This is a genomic window from Dapis purpurea BLCC-M126 (assembly GCF_050015975.1).
Lineage (GTDB): Bacteria > Cyanobacteriota > Cyanobacteriia > Cyanobacteriales > Microcoleaceae > Trichodesmium.
In genome coordinates this window covers 67370-88238 of sequence record NZ_JBNHER010000065.1, presented here as the reverse complement: position 1 = coordinate 88238, position 20869 = coordinate 67370, and the positions used below count along the sequence as shown (strand labels likewise).

Annotated in this window: 16 protein-coding genes; 5 read left to right on the top strand and 11 right to left on the bottom strand. The window is 36.2% G+C overall.

Features of this window, described 5'->3' with window-relative positions:
- Positions 1-765 precede the first annotated feature (765 nt).
- Together ACP6PL_RS06225 and ACP6PL_RS06220 are read right to left on the bottom strand one after the other, a co-directional pair.
- Positions 766-1626 (bottom strand): Rid family detoxifying hydrolase, encoded by an 861-nt coding sequence (locus tag ACP6PL_RS06225; protein WP_426543636.1) that lies wholly within the window; start codon positions 1624-1626, stop codon positions 766-768.
- Between the two features lie 6 nt (positions 1627-1632).
- Entirely contained in the window at positions 1633-1884 is a 252-nt protein-coding gene (locus tag ACP6PL_RS06220) for a pentapeptide repeat-containing protein (RefSeq protein WP_426543634.1), read from the bottom strand.
- A gap of 409 nt (positions 1885-2293) precedes the next feature.
- Here ACP6PL_RS06220 and ACP6PL_RS06215 point away from each other — a divergent pair, with 409 nt between their 5' ends.
- Positions 2294-2815, top strand: a complete 522-nt coding sequence (locus ACP6PL_RS06215; protein ID WP_426543632.1) for a pentapeptide repeat-containing protein — start codon at positions 2294-2296, stop codon at positions 2813-2815.
- A 514-nt stretch (positions 2816-3329) separates the two neighbouring features.
- Positions 3330-4322, top strand: coding sequence for a threo-3-hydroxy-L-aspartate ammonia-lyase (locus ACP6PL_RS06210; RefSeq protein WP_426543630.1), 993 nt, complete (start codon positions 3330-3332; stop codon positions 4320-4322).
- A gap of 291 nt (positions 4323-4613) precedes the next feature.
- Here the strand turns inward: ACP6PL_RS06210 and ACP6PL_RS06205 are convergent, their stop codons facing one another.
- Positions 4614-5045, bottom strand: coding sequence for an NUDIX domain-containing protein (locus ACP6PL_RS06205; protein WP_426543683.1), 432 nt, complete (start codon positions 5043-5045; stop codon positions 4614-4616).
- Between the two features lie 488 nt (positions 5046-5533).
- Between ACP6PL_RS06205 and ACP6PL_RS06200 the strand changes: the two genes are divergently transcribed.
- Positions 5534-5803 (top strand): hypothetical protein, encoded by a 270-nt coding sequence (locus ACP6PL_RS06200; protein ID WP_426543628.1) that lies wholly within the window; start codon positions 5534-5536, stop codon positions 5801-5803.
- A 620-nt stretch (positions 5804-6423) separates the two neighbouring features.
- Here the strand turns inward: ACP6PL_RS06200 and clpS are convergent.
- From clpS to ACP6PL_RS06170, 6 genes are all read right to left on the bottom strand, one after another.
- Entirely contained in the window at positions 6424-6765 is a 342-nt protein-coding gene (gene clpS, locus ACP6PL_RS06195) for an ATP-dependent Clp protease adapter ClpS (protein WP_293106751.1), read from the bottom strand.
- A 753-nt stretch (positions 6766-7518) separates the two neighbouring features.
- Positions 7519-9033 carry a glycerol kinase GlpK gene (glpK, locus tag ACP6PL_RS06190; RefSeq protein WP_426543626.1) on the bottom strand — a complete coding sequence of 505 codons (1515 nt, stop codon included), beginning with the start codon at positions 9031-9033 and terminating at the stop codon, positions 7519-7521.
- 588 nt (positions 9034-9621) lie between these two features.
- Entirely contained in the window at positions 9622-11412 is a 1791-nt protein-coding gene (locus ACP6PL_RS06185; protein ID WP_426543624.1) for an ArnT family glycosyltransferase, read from the bottom strand.
- Positions 11413-11873: 461 nt separating this feature from the next.
- Positions 11874-14219: a DNA helicase PcrA gene (pcrA, locus tag ACP6PL_RS06180; RefSeq protein WP_426543622.1), complete on the bottom strand. Its 2346-nt coding sequence runs from the start codon at positions 14217-14219 to the stop codon at positions 11874-11876.
- Positions 14220-14857: 638 nt separating this feature from the next.
- The gene (locus tag ACP6PL_RS06175; RefSeq protein ID WP_426543620.1) at positions 14858-16579 is read right to left on the bottom strand and encodes an ABC transporter ATP-binding protein/permease; all 1722 of its coding nucleotides are present in this window, start codon (positions 16577-16579) and stop codon (positions 14858-14860) included.
- A 263-nt stretch (positions 16580-16842) separates the two neighbouring features.
- Positions 16843-18039, bottom strand: a complete 1197-nt coding sequence (locus tag ACP6PL_RS06170; RefSeq protein ID WP_426543618.1) for an AAA-like domain-containing protein — start codon at positions 18037-18039, stop codon at positions 16843-16845.
- 93 nt (positions 18040-18132) lie between these two features.
- On the opposite strand from ACP6PL_RS06170, the gene ACP6PL_RS06165 reads away from it, so the two are divergent.
- Positions 18133-18744, top strand: a complete 612-nt coding sequence (locus ACP6PL_RS06165; protein WP_426543616.1) for a trypsin-like serine peptidase — start codon at positions 18133-18135, stop codon at positions 18742-18744.
- 36 nt (positions 18745-18780) lie between these two features.
- Positions 18781-19011, top strand: coding sequence for a hypothetical protein (locus tag ACP6PL_RS06160; protein ID WP_426543614.1), 231 nt, complete (start codon positions 18781-18783; stop codon positions 19009-19011).
- 351 nt (positions 19012-19362) lie between these two features.
- Here the strand turns inward: ACP6PL_RS06160 and ACP6PL_RS06155 are convergent, their stop codons facing one another.
- A complete protein-coding gene (locus ACP6PL_RS06155) occupies positions 19363-19578 on the bottom strand; it encodes a hypothetical protein (RefSeq protein WP_426543612.1) in 216 nt (71 codons plus the stop codon).
- Positions 19579-19726: 148 nt separating this feature from the next.
- Positions 19727-20860, bottom strand: coding sequence for a redoxin domain-containing protein (locus ACP6PL_RS06150; protein WP_426543610.1), 1134 nt, complete (start codon positions 20858-20860; stop codon positions 19727-19729).
- Positions 20861-20869: the final 9 nt, after the last annotated feature.

The following is a 20869-nucleotide window of genomic DNA, read 5'->3' as shown; positions in this document are numbered from 1 at the left end:
TTAATTTTAACATATACATATCTTAATGTCAAAAATTAGCCGAAAAAAAATAATTTGTTACTTTGGGCATAACTTAAGTAGCTAAATTTGAGATTTTAAGATTCTCAGTCACACTTGTATAGATAATATCCGGAAAATATAGCTGAAGTCAGAAATCAGAACTTAGAAGTTTTAATCAAGAAGGAAAACTTCACAGCACTTTTGCTGATATATCACCTCACGTCACAACCAAAACCTAGTAGGGGCGATTCAGGTTTACGGAGTATACGGATATGATATTATTTACTTTTTCCACTTAAGCTAAAACTTTCTATTGTATAGCAATGCAGTCAATTTCTACAAGTATGACTTTTCAGTTATCAGTACCTCCAACTTAAGCTAGTACCGCTACGCGGAAGTCAGAATTCAGAATTCAGAATTCAGAAGTTTTGATTGGTAAGGCTTTGAGTATTTTGTTACTGGTCACTTATTTCCGTCATCCTGCACTAGAGTCTTGAAATACTGAAGTTGATTTTTTCTTGGTCGATTAGATATGGCGTTAACGTTTCGCTACGCGACATGAAAAGGCAGCTCCTCTGTTAGCGCAGCTCCTCCGGAGGAGGCAGGAGGCAGTGGCTCTGAAAGAGCGGAAGACCTCGCCATCTCATCCTAAGGTCATGCTCCGCAAACGACCGCTTTTTCATTCCTTTAACAGAGGAGGCTTGAGACTTTATTTTTTGGTCAGGAGGATGCTTTATTCACCCTTCCTGCCTAAGCTAAAACTTTTTATATTACAGCAATACAGTCAATTTCTACAAGTACGTCTTTGGGTAAACGTGCTACTTCTACACAAGCACGAGCGGGTGCATTTTCCGGGTCGAAGTATTTGCCATAGACATTATTGACTGTAGCGAAGTCGTCCATGTTTTTCAGGAAGACTGTGGTTTTGACGACATTTGACCAAGTGGCTCCTGCTTCAGTGAGGATGGCTTCGAGGTTTGCCATGACTTGTTCTGTCTGTTTACTTACGTCCTCGGTATAGACTATTTGATTAATTCTAGTGTCGATCGCTATTTGACCAGAGACAAAGAGCATTTGGCCAGTTGTGGCGATCGCTTGATTGTATGGGCCAACTGGATCTGGTGCTTTGTCAGTTTTGATTATTTTACGGGTTGTCATATTTTGATTTGTTGTTTCTTTTGTTGGTTGATTATCGCTGGGTATTTCAGCTTTAGTAAATTTTCTACTGTCAGGCATTATAGTATCAGTAAAGTCTGCATCTTTTATCTTCCATCGATAAGTTTTAGCACCAGATAAATTGGCTTTACTAAGATTAGCTCCTTCTAAATCTGCCCCTATTAAATTAGCTCCTTGTAAGTTTCCTCTTTCTAAATTAGCTCCTTTGAGAGAAGCTAGATTAAAATTAGCATTACTTAGGTCTGACTTTCTCAAATTAGCATTATCTAATTTAGCGAGAATAAAATTAGCATCTTTAAAATTTCCTTTACTCAAGTCTGCTTCTTGAAGTTCTGCTCTACTAAAATTTGATCCTGTACATTTTACACCGACTAGGTTGGCATTTTTTAAATATGAATGGCTTAAGTTTGTTTGTCGAACCTCAGCATAGCTTAAATTTATCTGATTCAACTCTGCTTATAATAGATTTGCTCGCACAATATTTGCCTTAGAAAAATTTGCTTGACTTAAGTCTGCTCCCAATAGATTTGAACCTTCTAAGTTAGCCTCTGTAAGATTTGTTTGACTTAAATCTGCCTTTGATAAATCTGCTGCAACGAAACCTATACCTGTTAAATTTTCTCCCTCAAGGTCTATACCCATCAATTGTTTTTTACTGAAATTTCTTTCACCAGCTTCATATTTTTCTAGGAGTTCTTTAGGATCCATAATTTACTTCTTGATTAACTTTTTCTAATTTTACCACTATAGGTATTCAACAATTTATCAAGCAAATATATAGCCATAAGAAATAACTCGTGAAACAAAAATTGTAGGGGGTTTGGAGACCAAACCACTACGGGAATGATACAAGTTATTTGATCGGTTAGATTTTGGGACGGGTTTATTTCATCTGATAGTTAAGCTCGTGAATTTAAACTAGAACCCGCCCCTACTATTCCAACATTTTAGGTGTGTCATACTCCTACGGTCAAATTTTATAACCTGTTGAGAATTGTTATATTTCTACCTAATTATCTTTCTAGAAAATGATTAACTTTCCCAAAAATATTATGCCGATAATTAATAACACTGCTATATAATATATAGATGTCAACCTGAATAAAAATTAACCACCATGAAACTGAAAAAAATTACCACCATTACCCTATTAATAATTGGCGGATTAGCAACACCTATCCTCGCAGAAAACATTGATGAACTCCGACAATTTTTAGATAACCCATCAGCAGTTTGTCAAGGATGCGACCTTAGTGGAGCTGACCTTAGTAATATCAGACGACGAGGTGCAAAACTCAGGCAAACTAACTTAAAAAATGCCGACTTAAGTAACAGTAATTTTAGTGCTTCTTACTTTACCTGTGCTGATTTAGCTGATGCTAATCTACAAAATACTAACCTCCAATGGTCTAATTTAGTAGATGCTAATCTCCGTGGAGTTGACCTCAGAGGTGCTGACCTGAGCAAGACTGATTTAAGTGGAGCTATTTTCGAGGGTGCTTTAACAGAAGGAGTAATATTAGAAGGAGCAAAAATGCCAGATGGAGCAACTATTTATGATGGTCGTGGTTTAGAATCATTTCAGCCAAGACCAATTTTCTCTCAACAAAGAGTTCAATGTTTGGGAGATCAAAAATAGTATGAATAGTGTAGATTTGGTTGAAGAATAAAACTCTAAGTTACTAATAAAAAGTTATTTCAAATTATGATTAACTGGATGGCTATGGGGTGTGGATTAACTGAGTTTTTTCTTGGTAGTCTTTGTAAGATAGGCAAATACTCATTGATTGAAACTGAGCCTAAGTCAAGTAAAAATTTCCCACCCTACTTCTTGTATTCAATATTTATCCAAATACTCGAAAATCTCACATTACTAAGAGCAAGTTATTTCAAATTATGATTAACTTGTTTGGTATAAAATGTGGATAAATTGAGTTTTTTCTAGATAATGGCAAGTTAATTGACTATAGATCGGAGATTTTTTTGTTTCCCTATCTTCTCTATTCCAGTAACAAATTACTGCTGTATTTTTTCATATTCCTTCAATTAGTTAATTAACTTAGTATCAGAAACTTTGTTGAGTTTTCCTATGTAACTACTTCCTGGAAGCTAAAACCCAATCTCAAAATTCCTTATTATTTGTTATTTTAAATATGTCTATTTATAATTCAAAATCCACCAATAATTTTGCAGTTAATTACAATCAAATTGCAGCAGCAGCTAATCATTTATATTCCATAGCTCACCGCACACCTGTAATAACTTCAGCAACTGTAAATCAACTAACTAAATGTGAAGTATTTTTCAAGTGTGAAAATTTTCAACGTACAGGTTCATTTAAGTTTAGAGGAGCTTACAATGCTCTATCTCAACTATCAGAAACTCAAAAACAATCGGGTGTATTAACCTATTCCTCTGGAAACCATGCTCAGGCGATCGCCCTAGCAGGCAAATTGTTAAATATTCCCACAACTATTGTGATGCCAAACAATGCTCCAGAAGTTAAAAAATCTGCTACTCGTGGTTATGGAGCTGAGATAATTTTCTATGATATAAATCAAACAACTAGAGAAAAATTAGCTGAAGAAATTGCCGAAAAAAGAGGTTCTACAATTATTCCGCCTTATGACCATCCTGATATTATTGCCGGACAAGGTACGGCAGCTTTAGAATTGATTGAAGAAGTAGGAAATTTGGATTTACTATTAGTATGTTGTGGTGGCGGAGGTTTACTTTCTGGCTGTGCGATCGCCACTAAGAATCTATTAAAAAACTGTCGAGTTGTGGGAGTTGAACCGAAAAATGCGGATGATGCCACTCGGTCTTTTTATTCTAAAACTCTACAAAGCGTACATAATCCTAATACTATTGCCGATGGTGCGAGAACGCCCTATTTAGGCAAGTTAAATTTGCCATTAATTTTGAATTATGTTGATGATATGGTGACAGTTTCAGAGTCAGCAATTTTAAGAACAATGTATTTTATGTGGGAGAGAATGAAGTTAGTAATAGAACCGACTGGAGCTTTAGCAGCAACAGCTTTATTAGAAGGTATTGTTAAAGTTTCAGGTGTCAGAGTAGGAGTAATTATTAGTGGTGGAAACGTAGATTTAAAACAAGTGGGGGAATTGTTTAATAGGATTTAAACTGTTGGGGAGATAGAAAAATATCAGAATACTTTGCCGAAAAATTAATAATTAATAATTAATATTATTAATTAAATAATTCAGCTTTATTAGCCTACCCTTTCAACGGGAAAAAGCGGTCGAGGGATGGCGAGGTTTCCTCGCCATATCCAATCGACCAAGAGAAAAGTGCTAGGATATTTCCTTATATTCAATTCCATTACGGTTTTAGCCAGAGGTAATTATCAATTATCCATTATCCATTAAGGAACTATATATTTGTGCTGGAATTCTCCCTCAACATTCCAATTATTAACTAACGTGTGGTCTAATGCCATAATGACGATACCGCAAATAATCTTGAATAATGCGGTCGTGGTCAAAACAGAGGTTTTTAGGAATTTGCCAAGGTTCAAACACAGCTAAATTTTTTGCATCATCTGCTGCTTTCGGTTCCCCAGTCGCAGTGGCAATAAATACGACACTCATAGTATGCTGACGGGGATCGCGCTTGGGGTCAGAATAAACATAAAATAGTTCGATTAATTCAACCTCTAAACTCGTCTCCTCTTTTGCCTCTCGTCGTGCTGCAGTTTCTACAGATTCTCCATAGTCAACAAACCCACCAGGAATTGCCCAACCAAAAGGTTCGTTTTGCCGTTCGATTAGTACAATAGGTCGTCCTGGTTTGTTGATTAATTCAATAATAGTATCAACAGTAGGAGTGGGATTACGATACGTCATGTTAATTTTTGAGAGACAATCATACTGAATTTTATCTGTTTTGATAACAGTTGCCAAGGAATTTTAGATTTTAATTATTCAGTTATATTATGTCCGGTTGAACAGCTAGAAATAATTAGGGAGAAGTCAGTAGGGGGAACTTATGAATTGCCCTTACTATAGTCAGGAGAGGAAATAAAGAAGGTATAAGCAGGTAGGAGAAGAAAGTTTTTTATTCGCGTAAGTGGAACGGAGTTTTATCACTAATTCAGCAGACATGATATTAGCTATCAGGTTTTGGAAAGTTATCATAATGTTACAAATTTATAAGTATATCTTAACTTATATGCTATTCTAAATAATAATGAGAAAAGAGTTTTGATACCTAGCAGAAAACCCTTAATCAAAAATAAGTAAATAAGAAGATAGCGCGAGGTATATACAAATAAATTTCTCTTCTCACCATGACAACAGAGAAAGAATTTTATTCCTGAAAAGGAGGTGCTTCCATGTCTACTATTACCTATACTGATAAAAAGTATACTCTCATTCATACTTACCCAAGATATACTGATACAAAGTATACTCTCATCCAGACTGAGCCAAAAAAGTCTAAGCAGATAAAACCAAAGAAGAAGAATTTAAAAAAAAGAGCAAAAATCGAACCTAAAGGAAAAGCTGAAGAAGATTTAGTTGAGACATATTGGCATCAATCAGACCATGAATCTTTTCAGGATTTATTGGTTAGATTTATTTATGGACTCGTCGTTCCTCTGTGATTATTAAGATTTTTATTGAGCAAATTTTCTGCAATTATTAGTAGACCAATTTATAGAAATTTCTCAATTTAATGCCCGTCCAGTACAGGCAATTAATAATAGAAAAGTTGCAATTCATCAATAGGTATTTAGGCGTTGTACAATTGAGATGATATAGGGGGCAATTATCCTGGCAATTATCCTGTGTTTGCCCCAAAATCTATACTGCGCGGGCACTGAGATACAGCTACTATAGCTGAAGTTAGAAGTCAAAAGTTAAAAGTTAAATTTTTGTTGTGATTATATTTGAGAAGAGCGACAGTATCCTCGCCAGTAATGGCAAATGGGATACAAACTAAATCACCCCGTTAATTTCCAACGCCTACTTATTTACATGACTTACGCACGGCAACCTAAAAACCTGGTTTTTTCCTAGATATCTATTGTTAAAACCAACGATTTCTCCTAGCAACCAGGTTTTGCGTGGCTAAGTTATAACCACATAATTCCTAACAGATTTTTCAACAACACTATTCGGAGTAATTGATTTTAACACCCCAAGGTCTTTACCAAATGAAAGTGTCTACAATTGCTTAAGGTTTAATCCCCAATAAGATTTAATCTAAAAGCTACAAACTTCTTCAAGCTTTTTCCAAAGGGGCCATTGTTAAGCCAGCCCGACTCAACTGCTGATGGTACAATTCTGCTTGTTCTAGAGGTCCAACCCAGACGATCGCTTGACCTTCGTTATGAACCTGGTGAGTTAGTTCCCAAGCAAGATCGCTTGTCATGCCAGGAATATATTTTTGTAGGCATTCAGCGACGTGCTTAAATGTATTTACATCGTCATTCAGAACAATGACTTTGTAGTTGGGATATGGCTTATTAACAACTTGACCAGACTGTTTAGGAGCAAGAGTTGCAGATGAACTACCCCCTCCTCCAACTGCTACAATTCTTCTGATGGAATTTTCAGGACTCATACTACTATTCTGCTTCATAAAACTGATACAAAGCGTCACATAACGTCACTTCTTGATGTTTACTTCCTGCTGTACGGACGTTGTATAACAAAAATGCTAACGTCCCTAAGGCCGTCGGCGGTTACTCATCCACAGGCATTGACGGTTAAGCCAACCGCATCTTATCAGTCTATACTTATATTTAAGTTTTTGTCAATAAACATCAGAAACTCGTTACAAATATGTAAAGAAAACTAGTGGAGAATGGCGGAAATAACTGACCAGTTACAAAATCCTAAAAGTGTTACTAATCAATACTTCTAACTTCTGACTTCTGACTTCTGACTTCCGCGTAGCGGCACTAGGGTATTATATCGCTAAATTGCGCAAATTCTTAACTAAGTCGAAACTCCTTTATAAATCAATAAAATTACAAAATTACATTTGGATGATTTATACATATTTTAGCCGCTTAAGGAAGCATTATAGCGCTACGCGCAAGTCAGAAGTTAGAAGTAATCTCTGACTAGGTTTAAGCATTTATAAAAATCCTAACTAATTAACTTAGTGCTATATAACTATTTCTAAGTATTCAACCTAACATGACCTCGCTGATATAGCAACATATTTAGAGCGCGGACATTGGTAAATCCTATTGGCAGAGCATTGGGGCAGCGAAAATTCAGTCAGAGATTACTTTTAACTTTGGAATTGCCACGGCGCAATGACACAAAAAAAATGACACCAAAAATCAGAGAGCAAAAAATTACTAAATTATTCAATCCAATTCTTTGCTCTACTAACAGCTTTTTGCCAAACGACGAAACTCTCCTGAGCTGATTCAACATTTTCACTAGGATTAAATACCTGCTCGACTTGACTATTACTCACCAATTTCTGATAATCATCCCACAAACCTACTGTCAAACCAGCAGCAAAAGCAGCACCTTGAGCTGTAGCATCAATAAAAGCAGGGCACTCAACTGGAATACCCAATAAATCTGCCTGAAATTGCATCAAAAAATTATTTTGAGAAACTCCACCATCAACCTTAAGCTTTGCTATGGAAAACTCGCTATCCTTATTCATAGCATCTACAACCTCTTTTACCTGAAAAGCGATCGCTTCCAAAACTGCCCTAACCATATTTTCTCGCTTCACACCCCCAGTAATTCCCAGAAAAGCACCGCGAGCATTCATATCCCAGTGGGGTGCACCAAGACCACTTAAAGCAGGTACAAAATAAACACCGTTAGTATCTTTTACTTGTAGCGCCAAAAGTTCGGTCTCTGCTGCGGAGTCAATAAGTTTCATCCCGTCGCGCAACCACTGAAGACAAGCTCCTGTGGTAAACATTGCTCCTTCGAGAGCGTAATTTGCTTTAAGTTTACCGTTTGCTTCCTGACTCCAAGCTATAGTTGATAAAAGTTGATTTTGAGATTTAGTCAGACTATCTCCAGTATTTGCAATCAAAAAGCTACCTGTACCGTAGGTGCATTTTGACATTCCTGGTAAGTTGCAACCATGAGCAAATAATGCTGCCTGTTGGTCTCCTAAAACTGTAGCGATAGGAATTGAAACTCCAAATAAATCTGCTTTAGTATTGCCAAATATGCCAAAACTGGGTTTAATTTCTGGCATAATTTCTCTAGGTATTTGAAATAGGTCTAATAATTCCCGATCCCAGTCTAGAGATTCGATATTCATTAACATTGTACGACTGGCGTTACTATGATCGGTGGCGTGAACTTTTCCACCAGTTAGTTTCCACAAAATCCAAGTATCGATAGTACCTGCTAAGATATTTTTGAGGTCAATATTGAGTTTTTCTCGCTGCATCCAGTCTAGCAACCAAGATAGTTTAGTAGCTGAGAAATAAGCATCTAAAATTAATCCGGTGCGCTGATGAATTTTTTCTGCTTGACCTTTTGCTGCTAATTCTAGACATAAGGATGCAGTACGACGATCTTGCCAAACTATGGCTTTGTGAAGAGGTTTACCTGTGGTTTTATCCCAGAGGAGACAGGTTTCTCGTTGTACTGTTAAACCGATCGCTTCTACCTTTGAGGCGGAAATACCAGTATCTCGGAAAACTTGCTCTATAATTGTATAAGTGTCTTCCCAAATTTCTTCAGCATCATGTTCTAACCAACCCGGATATGGATAATATTGGGTAAGTTCTTTGTAAGCTTGACCGACACTAGCGCCTTGAGAGTTGAATAATATTGCTCGGTTGCCTGTTGTACCTAAGTCAAGAGCAAGAATATATTTTTCTGGATCTGTAGTCATAATACCGTTTCACAAAAGTTAAAAGCGAGTGCGTAATTCTGAGGTCTCCTACGGGGCGTATAAAGTGCGGAAGTAATTCTGCACACAGCCCCTCCAGAATGTAAGACGCACTCAAGACAGTCACAAGTTTATTGTATTAACTGAAAACTTTAGTCGATCATACATTTCAGGCTATCAGTAGTTTAGTTTAACATAATATTTTTTCACCACAATACTTTGTTAATAGTTTTGTAAGCATTTCGTGCAGAATGCTTACGTTTTTATTTATCACGATCGCTGGTATTTTGACTAGAATTTTTAACTTTTCTTATTACTTGACAAAATTAGCGATCGCCTATTTCTATTTAAGAAGTTGTTGGTTATAGCGATTCTTTAATCTATGAAGTATAGTTTTAGCTCCCCCCCTTAAAAAGGGGGACTTTGAAGGCTCCCCCTTTTTAAGGGGGATTTAGGGGGATCGTAAATGTACCTCATAACTATGGGAATTGCTATAAATAATAATTTAATTATCTATATTATCAAGTTATATCAAATCCACCTAATTACACATAAAATCGGATTCTATGATATGTGTTTATAATTCTATAATTACTTCAATTTCACTATCTCCCCATCTCCCCATCTCCCCATCTCCCTACTCCTATTGCCATAATGTCGATATAATCTCACATTTTGAATTGTGGTTTCTAGAAAGTAATTTGCTTCTAAATATTGGTTCAGAGCATTTCTATATTCAGGACTAATATTATCTTTTTCCGCCAATAAAATATAACTGGGATTTTTTGCCATAATTTTATCTAATTCTTGCAGAGGATTAGTAGGCAAAATCTGAGACATGGCTGTTAAATGACTAGGGAAAGCATATTTTGTCGGAATTTTTGTGGGGACTAAGTAATAAATTATCGGTTCATAGTTGACTACATATATATAATCTGTTGATTTAATTCTCTGTCTCAAATATTTAGCAATCAAAGCTTCACGGTCATCCCATGTATCTATTTTTTGGATATATCGATAATAGATAAATTCCCAATTTTTACTTAACTTATTATAGCCAGCTTGAGCAAAAGGATATATTAAAATTAAGAACAGAATTATATTGGGAAGGGAAGGCAATACAGAGATTTTTGACCGGGATGTGCGCATAATTTCATGGAATTTTTGGGAAATTATCAAAGTAGGGATTTTACTTTTACCACTTGTTTTTTTCAGTTCCCTTGCTTTCCCATCGCTATGTTGCTCTACTGATTTTTTTTCAGGCAAATAAGCAGACTTAATAATCACATATCCACTAATCAAACATAAAGGTGGTAATAACTGTAAAAAGTAATGATTATAAAATCGCTTAGATAACAAAACTGCCAAAAAAGCACAGGAAAACCACAAAAATAAATAAATAAGATTGCGTTCGTGTTTAAACTTACCCCTAGCAAATACAAATAAATAAATCGGACTCCAGAACAAACATAACCACAATAAAATATTTCCCAATACCTGTTTTCTAAGTCTACTCAAAAGGTCAGACCAGGAAAAATTCAACATCCCCACATACTTACTATTAGCTATGAGAGTCGCATAAATATATTCGTCAAAATATCCAGAAAATTGATAAATTACTCCGATAATAACTGCGGGTAAAATTAAGCCTGCACCTAAAATCAGATAAAACCTAAACAAGGAAAATGAAAATCTTTCTTTTATTAATCCCTGAAAATTATTTACAGATTTTCCTTCTTCCTCCTTCCTTCTTCCTCCTTCCTTCTTCCTCCTTCCTCCTTCCTTCTTCCTTCTTCCTTCTTCCTTCTTAAACCAACTCCCCAATAAAACTAATCCCAAAACATCCATAATTACCAAATATTTTATTTGCATCCCAATCCCTAAAATTAGACCTATCAGAAATACTTTAATATTTGATAATTTCCTATCCTGAAACAACAATAAAAATGCCCCTGTAACGAAAGGAGCGAATAAAATTTCTGCATTGGCAGCCGCACCGTCATTATGTAGAGAAAAAATAGCATATAAACTTCCTGCCAATAATCCAATTTTATATCCATGCTTTGCGTCGAGAGTTGCACCAATTCTATATAAAAAATAACTGCTAAAAGTTGTAGTAATAATAGATAGGATTCTGATAGATACTATAGAATTTCCTAAAATTAGCATTGTCAGGGAAAATAAGATAAAAATGCCTGGAGGTTTGTTGTCCCAAATTTCTATATAAGGGAGGTTGCTATTTAATAGACTATCTGCTGCTAAAATATAGATACTTTCGTCTTTGTCTAATACAGATACAAATAAAGTCCAGAATCTGAGGAAAAATGATAATAGTAGAAATGCGATAAAAATTATTAGTTTTTGATTTATTTGTTTGGTCATATCCAGAAAAGTTTAATGCTTTCTTTCATGGGAGTTTTTTTGCTCCTATTTATAGAGAAATTTTTATTGAATATTATTTACTCACCCTAGTGGAGGATGGCGGAAATAACTGACCAGTTACAAAATCCTAAAAGCCTTACTAAACAATACTTTGGACTTTTAACTTCCGCGTAGCGGCACTAGCCAGCTCATTATTAGTTCATTATTTCGTAAACATTCAGATATTATCCTTTCCTGCGGAATGCTACTCATTCATGTCGCGCAGCTTTTCATGTCAGCGATAGCCAAAAACAACTTTTCCTTAGTCATAATACTACACCAAGTAACTAATAAGAAAGATTAGCAAAAATGCTGAAAGTAAGTTTAAATTTTTCCTGAATCTTTCAACTTTAATTTTTCCTTTAAAAAGAATAAGTTAATGGCTGATATCTAATGGCTGATGGCTAAATGCTTAAACTATTTCAATTCAACTTTTCCATCGGTGCAGTTTTAGGATCGATAATTTTTTTACTCTTACCAAATTTGATACCTAAACTTATCTTCCTTCCTTCACCAAAAATATTTGTTACTAACCCCACACCAAAATTTTCGTGCATAATTTTATCTCCTACTTGCCAACCTTCTGTTTGATTATTTAGCGCTTTTTTCACAGGATTATTTTTAGTCTTTTGACTCTGACGTTTTGAGCGATAGATTACTTTTTTCATAGCGTTAGTATTTACCAGATCTTCCGGTAACTCACCCAAAAATTGAGATGGAACTGTGGCATCTCGCGCTCCCCAAAGTTGTCGTCTTTCAGTGGCATAAGAAAGAAATAATTGTTCTTGCGCCCTGGTAATTCCTACATAACAAAGTCGCCTTTCTTCTTCTAAAGATAAAGGGTCATCTATACTCCGAAAATGAGGTAACAAACCCTGTTCTAAACCCACCATAAATACCACCGGAAATTCTAAACCTTTAGCCGAATGTAACGTCATTAATGATACAGCTTCCTGTCCATCTTGGAGGTTATCTAGATCGGAAGCCAAAGAAGCATTTGCCAAAAAACCCCCTAAACTTGTATCTTCATTATCCTCTTGAAACTGAGCAACAGCACTACATAATTCTCCTAAATTTTCTAGTCTATTATCTGCATCTTCCGTACCCTGTTTTTTCAAGTCTTGAATATAACCAGAATCCTCTAAAATTCCTTCAACCATTTCCATAGCAGTCAAATTTTCTACCTCATCTTGCCAATGTTGAATTATCTCAGCAAATTTATTCACAGCTTTTGATGAACGACCTGCCAAAGCATTAACTGAAGTTGGGTCGTTAATAATTTCCCACAAAGGTATTGCCATCTGAGAACTAGCATTTAATAAACTATCAATAGTTGTCTTACCAATACCTCTTCTCGGAGTATTAATAATTCTGATTAAACTAACAGTATCAGCAGGATTAGCAATTACCCGCAAATAAGCCAAAGCATCCTTAATTTCTTTCCGATCATAAAATCTCAATCCCCCAATTATCACATATTTAATATCATAATGAATCAACTTTTCTTCAATAGGGCGTGACTGAGAATTAGTCCGATAAAGCACAGCAAAACTACCTAAATCTAATTCTGGGTTTTGGTCTGTAATTTCCTCAATTTTACTACAAATAAACTCGGCTTCTTCTCGCTCACTTTCAGCTTCATAACAATAAATTTCTTCTCCTAAACCTCTAGTTGGTTTGAGAATTTTATCAATACGTTGAGTATTATTTTCAATCAATTTATTCGCCACTTCCAGAATATTTTCCCGCGACCGATAATTTTCCTCCAACTTAATCATTGTCCGGGTATCTTCATCAGGCAAACCATCACCAAAATCATTCTGAAAATCCAGCAAAATTGTATAATCTGCCATGCGGAAAGAATAAATAGATTGGTCTACATCTCCCACCACAAAAACAGAACGATTTTGCCAGTTATTAAAGTATCTAGGCTCTTCACCATTAGTAGCTAAATATCTAATAAAATTGTATTGAGTCCGATTAGTATCTTGATATTCATCCACTAAAATATGATTAAAACTTTGATGCCAATAAGCCAATACTTGCTCATTTTGCCGAAATAATTCTACAGGTATTCTGATTAGATCGTCAAAATCAAGAGCATTATTTGCAGCCAAATTATCTTGATAAATTCCATAGACTTCAGCAATTACCCTCCCCCGATAATCTGGCTGTGCTTTTTGAAATTCTTGAGGTGACATTCCTTGGTTTTTAGCATTACTAATAGCATATCTCATAGAACGTGGCTCAAATTTTTTATCATCTAAATTTAGCTGTTTAGTAACAATTTGCTTAATCAAACTTTGAGCATCACTTTCATCAAAAATAGAAAAATTTTTATCCCAACGACGCTTTTTTTCGTCTTGGTATTTGTTAATATCAAACCGCAGAATACGAGCGCAAAGACTATGAAAAGTCCCCATCCATAAATGCTTCGTAATATTTTTGTAGACTTGCGATCGCAACCTTGTTTGTTCTTCCGGTGTCAAAGCTGAAAAGGGTTTAGCATATTTTGCTTCCGCCTGTTGTTGGGCAAACAGTTTCTCAATGCGGTCTTTCATTTCCCGTGCAGCTTTATTTGTAAACGTCACTGCCAGAATATTTTCCGGATGTACCCGATGATGACGTATTAGATTGGCCACACGATAAGTCAACGCCCTAGTTTTGCCAGATCCAGCACCCGCCACAACCAACATTGGTCCGCAAAAATGTTGTACTGCTTGACGTTGAGATAAATTTAGCTGAGAGAGAAAGTCAGTAGTTTGCATAGTTGGATATTATATACAGCAGTTAAATCCCCGGCGGGAAGTCCCGCGATCTCCTGAAAGGGAGCATCGGGATGAAAGCCGGGCGTTGTCTGTGTGGTTAGTCCTGATTTTATCTATAGCTATTGACAATTACAAATATTGTCACTACTATAAATATTTGTTGTTATAAACACAGGGGGAGGACATCACCTCTGTCAAAACAGCGGTCCGGGTTTCCCAGACCGAATAATCCCGCTTTGTCGCAGAGCGCGCAACGTCGGGAGTATGTCAATATATTGCATATTATCACCAAATAGTCCAGTAGTGGATTGTTTCATCTTAAATGGTGCAATAGAAAAGTGCCTGGAGATTGCTTCACTGTCGTTCGCAACGACAAATCTAATGCACAGTTTTAGGTGAAACAGTCCACTAGCGCGTCAAGCTTGAAATGGTGTGTTAGGAGCGAGCAACAAGCGAAGACCTCTCCCCTAACCCCTCTGCTGCTTTTGAGAGGGGATAAATCTCCCCCTTCCCTTGCAGGGAAGGGGGTTGGGGGGTTAGGTTTTTAATCCACATTTTCAAGCTTGACACGGCACTACTAAGTTATACGTTCTGGAATTTTCTCAAAGAGCGATCGCTCTGAGTCATCTACCAAGAAATTAACCACTTGCTAAAAATTTGTAATCTTGGGCAGCACTTACTCGCCAAGTTTCATCGCCAACCACTTCTAAAACTTGTTGGTGATATTGCAACAAAGTCGGGCGGTGCCCCACACTAATATAAGTAGTTGACAAACTTTGCAAATGTTTGTAGAGATTTTGTTCATTTTTCACATCCAGAGCGCTAGTCGCTTCATCTAAAATTGCATAACGAGGTTGAGTCAGTAACAAACGGGCAAAAGCAACCCGCTGTTGTTCTCCCATAGAAAAAACACGCTCCCAATCTTCAACTGCATCTAAACCTCCAAATCTTTCAGCTAAGTCTGGTAAATTAACTTCTTCTAACACTTGATAAATTTCGGTATCAGAAATATTTAGGTCAGTTCGTGGATAGAGCAATTGATCGCGCAGGGAACCCAAAATCAGATAAGGGCGTTGGGGTAAAAACAGAATTTCGTCTAATTTTGGTCGGTAAATTTTCCCACTTCCTGAATTCCATAAACTGGCGATCGCTCGTAAAATAGAACTTTTACCGCCACCACTTGCTCCAGCAATGAGCATTCCTTCTCCTGGTTTCACCTCTACAGATACATCTTTAACTAAAGTTCGTTGGTAGTTAGGAGTTTGCAAAGTCAGATTTTCCAAATGTAAACGTACATCTTCAACAACATCAATTGTCTGATTTTCCTCTGTTGGTAATGTTTGTGGTTCGTCTAAAACTTTTTCAAAACTCTCCAAACGTTCGATCGCTGCGACAAAATTAGTCATTCGCTCAAACTGTCTGATCAGAACAATTAGAGAGTTAAACACATTAATGAAAGCACCTCCCGCTTCTGTCAAGACACCTACCTCAGTATCACCAGCTAAAATTCTTGGCCCGAGAATTAAAGCAGGTAATACCCAAGTAATTGCCTGATATCCATTGCTAAAAATCTCTAAGTTTCTCTCCCAAGCAATAATTTTATTGTAATTACTTAAAACTCTATTGAATATTTGCTTGAGATTATTTAACTCACGAATTGCACCTCTGTAAAAAGCTATAGATTCAGCATTTTCCCGAATTCGCACTAAACCAAATCTGAAGTTAGCTTCTCGTTTTAGTTGCTCTGCTTTCAGAGGAATTAAAATACTACCAAATCCAACTGTTGTTATTAACGTTCCTACAGAAGCATATACAATTAATAAAATCACAAGGTTGTGAGAAATTGACCACAGAACAATTCCAAAAGCAAAGATATTAAAAAAAGCTTTGCTAAAGTGCATAAACAAAATCAAGGCCATGTGGCAAAAATTTTCAATATCTTCAGAAATACGCTGATCCGGATTATCTATTTTTCCTGTCCAAGAGCCTAGCTGATAAAACTTTTGATTTTTCATGTATTTTTGTAGATAAAAATTCGTTAACCAACCTCTCCAAAACCAACGAACTTTATCTTCTAAATAGTGACTATAAGCTTGAATTAGCATAAATATCAAAACAGCTCCAAGATACATCAGGATAGCCTGCCAAAATCTACCCGCATCTTGATTTGCCAATGCCGAGACAAATTCTCCTCTTTGTGAATTTTGCAGAACATTCATTTGGGCATGGAAAATTAATAAAAAGATGAGTAATAAGAGTAAACCAATGGCTTTCCATTTTTCTTCTGACTCCCACCAGTAAGATTTTGCCACTGCCCAAAAACGCTGAAATCCACTAAAATTCAGGTTGATTTTTTTCATTTTTGTATTACTTCTAATAATCCAATTTTATTTTAAAATACAATGGATAAAACAGCCGTTTTTTAAACAAAATTTGTAGTAGACCGTTTGATCTAAAACTGTGCGTTAGAATTGTCATTGCGAACGACAGTGAAGCAATCTCTAGAGAGTTTTCTATTGCAACATTTAAGATGAAACCAGTCTACTACAAGTTTTGCTGTCGCCGACATGAAACGCTGCGCGACATCAAAATGAAATGTAACGCACCCCAGTCCAAATAACAATCAATTCAAAACTCCCATAAAAAACGGACGAAATAACTCACAACACAGACTTGCCCGCTTCCGAGACGGATCGCCTTCTAAGTGAACCAACCCCATCTTTTGCAACTGATAACCAGAGGATAGTTTTATTTCTATGGGTTTGGGGTTGTTCACAATTTCAGTAAAAATAGGCAATAATTCATCGTAGCGTTGCAGGTTCCACCATTGTTGTTGTAAATGTTCTGCATAAAGAGCAGTCGCACTACCAGAATTTTCTAAAAGTTCTTCCAGAGTTATTGTCTGTTGCTGTAGGTAATAAAATGCTAACTGCAAACGATAGGGATGTGCGCCTAGAAGAGTAATTAGTTCCTGGATTTGTTGTTCAGTTATTTCTTGTTCGTAGCGCTGTGCTAGATCCTGCACTTGATCTGGCGTAAATTCAGGTAAATTGATGACTAACCCAGTATTCAACAGGGAGGGATTAACTAAGGGAGGCATCATAATTTCCGTAGAATAAACTGTCACCAGTCGGAGTTTGTGCCAAGGATTCCTTTCTGCTACCCTTGCCTTAGCTTGCTCAGACCAAGTTCGCAGAAGTTGGAGAAATTCATGAGCAATGTCGGGGTAGGCAAAAAGCTGATTGAGTTCATCAACAGCTATTACCAGAGGACTATCTAAGTTAGCTAAGATAACATCATTGAAGTAGTCGGTGGCGGTTGATTTGCTACCCAAGGAGTTATCCCAAAATTCGGCTATCTGCTCGTGCGCCATCGCCGTAGGCGATGGCGCATTGGGAAATTCTAATTTCTTGCTAGTTCTAGCACAGAACCATTGTAGGAAGCTTTTTAGGTTCTGTAAAATCTCAGCATCGGCCAGTTGTAAGTTCAGAGAAACGATTTGATACCCCTGGGATTTAGCGAAAGCCAGGATGCGACTTATTAAGGAGGTTTTGCCCATTTGCTTGTAAGCCCAGATGTTCAACAGCGTGCCTGGTTTCTGGATGCTTTCGTAACAAAGGGATTCGATGATGGGACGGTCAATGTAAAAGACGGAATCTAGGGGCATCTGTCCTCCTGGCGCTCTTAGTAGACAAGGTTGTAGATTATCTTGTGGTTGAATCATTTTTTTTGTTTGGGGGGTATTATTGCCATTACACAACTTATCGAAATGAGAATTATGGGTGAGTTGAAGGAGAAAGTCGGTTTTTCCAGGAGACATTGAGTTAATTTTAGCTAGATTATTCTGATTCGACTGTAAATAGAAAACACAAAAGAATATCCATATTCTTGTATTTGCTCACTCTTGATTACTATGCCAGATGGAACTATATATGTAGGGTCTGGTTGGTTAGCAAGTTTCAAAGGTATTGTTGAAGATAAAGATTGGATCAACCATGTGATTATGACTTCTGGTCATTGTGTTTTCGCTGGTAAGTCATGGGCAAAAACAATAACTGTAATACCAGGAAGGTATGGAGATAATAAACCTTACGGGGAATTCGTCGCTACTAAGAAAGCATTACGAGCCTCGAAAGAATGGGAGGAAGACTCTTTATATAAATCTAATTATGATTATGGAGCGATTTTAATACCCAAAATTTACAAACCCAACTGGGGGGCAATGCCTTTTATAAACCTACCTGACTCAGACCTAGAGAAAAGTGAGGTAATCAACACTGGCTATCCTGCCGATAAGGATATTGGAACAATGTGGACAGCTAACGGACCTATTACGGAGGTAGAAAAGTATAAAATAAAGTATATGAATGATACCTATGGAGGCCAAAGTGGAAGTCCAGCCTATTTAGATGACCAGGTGTCAAAAGTTGTTGGCATTCATGGTTATGGGGGATGTCCAAATAAAGCTGTCAGATTAACCGAGAATGTAATCAATGATATGAAAAAGTGGGCAACTGAGGACTAAACATCTCTGTCAAAATGAATGGAATAATTTAAGCCAATGATTATAGAAGGTAAGTTGATAGAAATCATGGAAACTTTTCCATTACAATTGTCAATTGAAACGGAAGACAAAAAAAAACATACTGTTACCCTTGACCCGAATGCTAATACCATCAAGCAAGGTAAAACCCTTGATGTTAATAAATTAAAACTTGAACAGCAGATTCGGGTTAAAGGGAAAACACTCAAATCAGGTGCAAACATCATTGAGTCTATTGAAATCCTATAGAGTCTAATGCGATTGCAATCTTGTAGGGTGCTTTAGATGGCTAAAATTACTAGCCCTCGCTCATTGATTTAATCATCCGTTGTAACGCACCATTTTAGTTTTATGGATGGTGCGTTATGCTTCGCTTTTGTTATAGTAGACTTGTCGCTAAATAGAGGAAAAAATCGCTCAAACTCAGGCAGAGTAATAATTCCAGGTATTTTAGAGTATTGATAGCTATAATCTTTACAGATCAAGGGTTTTGAGGATTTTTTAAGTTATAAAGCGACAAGTCTAGTATTTTGAAAATAATGATTTAAAAAGCGATCGGTTCCAGACAAACCATCTTTATTTAGCTGAATAAAATAAACGCTAATTTTGAGGTAATTTTTCTTGCTGTTTTTCCGCAGCTTTGATTCCAGCTTCAATTGCTTTTTGTATGTCTGTTTTATTAATAAATTCAAATCCTTTTTTAACAGCAATATTAGCCAAAGGTCCTGCAATTGGTGCTGCTATTTTTGCAATTGAAAAGAAATCCATAATTTCACCAATAATTTGTGAAAAAAACTGTAGAGATTTGGTATGCAAACCCAAGTAAAAATAGGATTTGGAGACCAAACCCCTACAATAAAATATTACAAATTATTTTAGCACTACATTAATTAGTGAGGACATTTATAAACTCTCAAACTCAGTCAGGAATTACTTCTGAATTCTCAATTCTCAATTCTCAATTCTAACTATTCACCCTAACCACCGCATTATAATCATTATGCGCTTTATTTTCATAATTATTCCTCGCTTCTGCCTCTTTATCTCCATAGAAAAAATTCAAAAGTGCAAACCTTAAACCAGATGTCACCGGAGTAGCTTCGTGCATCAAAGAAGAAGAAAAAATCACCGCACTACCAGTATCAGGTTTATAGAAATGAGGTCCGTATTCTGGAAATCTTAAAAATCCTCCCTCATATTCGCCTACATTCAAATTTAATGTCATTGCAAATATTCGATGTATCGTACCCGGTGTAGTATTATCTCGGTGTGCATTAAAAAAACCACCAAGACTGCCATCATAACAAGCTATTCGATACCTTTCTTGTCTAGTAACATTAAAATTAAAAGCTTTTTTAATCTCCGGAAATACCCTTGACTTCATCATTTTATTTAAACTGGCAATAATTTCCTCATCTTTGACAAAATGGTCTCTTCTAATCTTATGAGTGTGGTCGATATATCCCACGGTTTTCTCACCTTTTTTACGCACAAAACCTGATTCATCATTACCTTTTTTATGCCAAATATCAATCAAATAATTACAATATTCTAGAGAAAAAACATTAGGAATTAACAGTACCGGAGCCTGCACCTGAATATGACGCGGTTCCTCTTTAGGCAATATGTTTTTAATATCTTTTAAAATTGCTTCAATACTACTTGATAAATACTTGAGATGATAAATGTTAACTATTCTTTGGTTAGGATCGATCAAAAAAGCTGTCCGCCTATATGATATATTTTCCTGGTCATTATCTCCAGGAAAACAAACACCATATTTACGACCGATCTTATTCTCAGAATCTGACAGTAATGGAAAAGGAATATTATATTCTTCAGCAAATTTTTTATGAACTTTTGGTGAATCAGAGCTAACTATATAAACTTGTAAATCAAATTTATTAAAAGTATGTATTAAGTCTCGAAATGCACAAGCTATATCTTGACAACCAGGAATTTCATCAGAAGCATAAAAAATTAGAATTGCTGGCTTACCAGCTTCATCTCTGAAATATAATAATTTCTCCGATTGGTCTGGCAAAGCAAAAGGAATAGCATGGTCTCCTAAAGTTAAAGTTTTTGTGGATTTAATCATCTGAGAATT

Bases quoted from the DNA above. Each gene is read 5' to 3' on its own strand.
- ACP6PL_RS06165 (WP_426543616.1), top strand. From the start codon at position 18,133: ATGCCAGATGGAACTATATATGTAGGGTCTGGTTGGTTAGCAAGTTTC.
- ACP6PL_RS06160 (WP_426543614.1), top strand. From the start codon at position 18,781: ATGATTATAGAAGGTAAGTTGATAGAAATCATGGAAACTTTTCCATTA.
- clpS (WP_293106751.1), bottom strand. From the start codon at position 6,765: ATGAGTCCTGAAAATTCCATCAGAAGAATTGTAGCAGTTGGAGGAGGG.
- ACP6PL_RS06215 (WP_426543632.1), top strand. From the start codon at position 2,294: ATGAAACTGAAAAAAATTACCACCATTACCCTATTAATAATTGGCGGA.
- ACP6PL_RS06170 (WP_426543618.1), bottom strand. From the start codon at position 18,039: ATGTCTCCTGGAAAAACCGACTTTCTCCTTCAACTCACCCATAATTCT.
- ACP6PL_RS06210 (WP_426543630.1), top strand. From the start codon at position 3,330: ATGTCTATTTATAATTCAAAATCCACCAATAATTTTGCAGTTAATTAC.
- ACP6PL_RS06205 (WP_426543683.1), bottom strand. From the start codon at position 5,045: ATGACGTATCGTAATCCCACTCCTACTGTTGATACTATTATTGAATTA.
- glpK (WP_426543626.1), bottom strand. From the start codon at position 9,033: ATGACTACAGATCCAGAAAAATATATTCTTGCTCTTGACTTAGGTACA.
- ACP6PL_RS06220 (WP_426543634.1), bottom strand. From the start codon at position 1,884: ATGGATCCTAAAGAACTCCTAGAAAAATATGAAGCTGGTGAAAGAAAT.
- ACP6PL_RS06185 (WP_426543624.1), bottom strand. From the start codon at position 11,412: ATGACCAAACAAATAAATCAAAAACTAATAATTTTTATCGCATTTCTA.
- ACP6PL_RS06175 (WP_426543620.1), bottom strand. From the start codon at position 16,579: ATGAAAAAAATCAACCTGAATTTTAGTGGATTTCAGCGTTTTTGGGCA.
- pcrA (WP_426543622.1), bottom strand. From the start codon at position 14,219: ATGCAAACTACTGACTTTCTCTCTCAGCTAAATTTATCTCAACGTCAA.
- ACP6PL_RS06200 (WP_426543628.1), top strand. From the start codon at position 5,534: ATGTCTACTATTACCTATACTGATAAAAAGTATACTCTCATTCATACT.
- ACP6PL_RS06150 (WP_426543610.1), bottom strand. From the start codon at position 20,860: ATGATTAAATCCACAAAAACTTTAACTTTAGGAGACCATGCTATTCCT.